The organism is Yoonia sp. (assembly GCF_014859355.1).
Taxonomy (GTDB): domain Bacteria; phylum Pseudomonadota; class Alphaproteobacteria; order Rhodobacterales; family Rhodobacteraceae; genus Yoonia.
Map to the genome: position 1 here is coordinate 1 of NZ_JACUUJ010000091.1, position 2,538 is coordinate 2,538.

General features: G+C 56.0%; 3 protein-coding genes. All 3 read left to right on the forward strand.

Annotation, left to right across the window (positions count from 1 at the left end):
- Positions 1-15 precede the first annotated feature (15 nt).
- Positions 16-1,071, forward strand: a complete 1,056-nt coding sequence (locus tag IBX59_RS15055) for a D-cysteine desulfhydrase (protein ID WP_296377035.1) — start codon at positions 16-18, stop codon at positions 1,069-1,071.
- Positions 1,072-1,100: 29 nt separating this feature from the next.
- Positions 1,101-1,970: an amino acid ABC transporter substrate-binding protein gene (locus IBX59_RS15060; protein WP_296377029.1), complete on the forward strand. Its 870-nt coding sequence runs from the start codon at positions 1,101-1,103 to the stop codon at positions 1,968-1,970.
- Positions 1,971-2,036: 66 nt separating this feature from the next.
- Positions 2,037-2,538 (forward strand): amino acid ABC transporter permease (locus IBX59_RS15065; RefSeq protein ID WP_296377031.1); only part of this gene is annotated, 502 nt, incomplete at its 3' end.

Here is a 2,538-nt window from a genome sequence, read left to right on the forward strand (position 1 = left end):
TCGAAAGGCCTATCCATGAACGCGTATTCCACTCAAACTTCCGTTAAGGATCGCTGTGATGCAATTCGACGTAAGCTGGCGACCTTTCCCCGCGTGTCGCTGGCGCATCTTTCGACCCCGCTGGAGCCGATGGACCGGTTGAGCGCGCATCTGGGTGGTCCGCGCATCTGGGTCAAACGTGACGACTGCACCGGGCTTTCCGGCGGTGGCAACAAAACCCGAAAGCTGGAATTCCTCATGGCCGAGGCGCAGGCACAAGAGGCAGATTGCGTCATTACTCAGGGCGCCACACAATCCAACCATGCCCGCCAAACGGCGGCGGCAGCGGCAATTCTTGGACTTGATTGCCATATCCTGCTCGAGGACCGGACGGGCTATACCGATCCTGATTATACTGACAACGGCAATGTTCTGCTGGACTATCTTCATGGTGCGACCGTGGGCCGTCGCCCCGGCGGAACAGACATGGCCGCAGAGATGGAAACGCTGGCCGACCAGCTTAGGGCCGAAGGACACCGCCCCTACATCATTCCCGGTGGCGGTTCTAATCCGGTCGGTGCTCTGGGTTATGTCAATTGCGTAGTCGAACTTCTGACACAGGCCGCTGACATGGATCTTGGCATTGACGCTCTCGTGCATGCAACAGGCAGTTCTGGCACACAGGCCGGGCTTGTTGCAGGTTTGGCCGCAGTTGAATCCGACGTTCATCTATTAGGCATCGGCGTGCGCGCGCCGCGCGAAAAGCAGGAAACGATGGTCTATGATTTGGCCTGCAAGACGATGGAACACCTGGGCGCAGGGTTCCAAATCGAACGCGAAAGCGTCCGTGCCAATTGCGACTATGTCGGGCCCGGTTATGGTTTGCCAACCAATGAAATGCAGGATGCTGTCCGTCTTCTGGCACGTCTGGAGGGGTTGCTGTTCGATCCGGTATATTCGGGAAAAGGGCTGGCTGGTCTCATTGACCTCGTGCAGCGCGGAGCCTTTGCCGGACAAAAGAACATCGTCTTTCTGCACACTGGGGGAAGTGCCGCATTGTTTGGCTATTCCCATCTTTTTTCGTCCAACTGAAACAAAAAACGACCAACAGGAGAATCAAAATGAAATCAGCGCATATCTTTCTCGCCACTGCTGCGGTCACTGTTGCCCTTGGCAGCACGGCCTTCGCTCAAGACATCACAACAGGCCGCCTAGCCGCCATCGCCGAACGCGGCAGCATCGTGTTAGGGCACCGCGAAAGTTCGGTTCCCTTTGCATATCTGGATGAAAACCAGAACCCAATCGGCTACAGCATCGACCTGTGCATGGCGGTTGTCGCTGCGGTCGAAGAAACCTTGGGGCAAGAACTGACGGTGCAATTCGTGCCGGTCACGCCGCAGACCCGTATTGCGCTGATGGCGAACGGGACGATTGACCTTGAATGTGGCTCCACCACAAACAACCTCACGCGACAGGAACAGGTTGAATATCTGCCGGTGACTTTCATTACCGGCACCCAAATCCTGACACGCGCGGATTCCGGTATTTCCGGGATCGAAGATATGGAGGGCCTGCGGATTGCATTGGCCCAAGGTACGACCAACGAACGCGCAATCATGGCAGCGATGGAAAAACGCGGCATTGCGATTGATATCCTGCCCGTCCGCGATCACGCGGAAGGTATGCTGTCGCTCGAAACGGGGCGTGTCGATGCCTATTCGACGGATCATATCCTGCTTCACGGCTTGATCGCGAAATCGCGAGCGCCAGAGGATTATGCCGTGGTCGGCGAGTTCTTGTCCTATGATCCATATGCGCTGATGGTTCCACGCAACGAAAGTGGCTTCGAACTTGTTGGCAAGCGGGCCCTTGCCGCACTGTTCCGCTCGGGCGAGATTGATGAAATCTATGACCGCTGGTTCGGACCAATGGGTATCGAGCAGTCAGACCTGCTGCGCGCAGCCTTCCAACTGAACGCCTTGCCTGAATAAACTACACGCATGCACGAAGGGGGCCTTTGTCCCCTTCGTGTCAGGGTCAAATGAGGATGCTTTCAAATGAACTATAACTGGAACTGGGGCGTCCTTTTTCAGGAACCCTATCTTGGCTGGTTGATCATGGGCGTGCAGTGGACGTTTGCCGTAGCCCTCGCAGCTTGGGTAATAGCGCTTTCAGTGGGAATTTTGGTCGGCGTGGGGCGCACCCTGCCATCAAAGCCGATCGCCTTTATTTGCACCGCCTATGTCGAAGTTTTCCGCAATGTGCCCCTGCTTTTGCAACTGTTCCTTTGGTATTTCGTCATGCCTGAACTTGTTCCGAACGATATGGGCCGATGGATCAAGCGCGACATGCCAAACCCGGAATATGTGACCGCAGTGATCGCCTTGGGGCTCTACACTGCCAGCCGGGTTGCCGAACAGGTGCGCGCAGGCATCGAATCTCTCGGGAAGGGTCTGACGAATGCAGCCTTCGCGAATGGGTTTTCGGTGACACAAACCTACCGATATGTCCTTTTGCCGATCTCGTTCCGATTGATCGTGCCACCAATGACATCAGAGT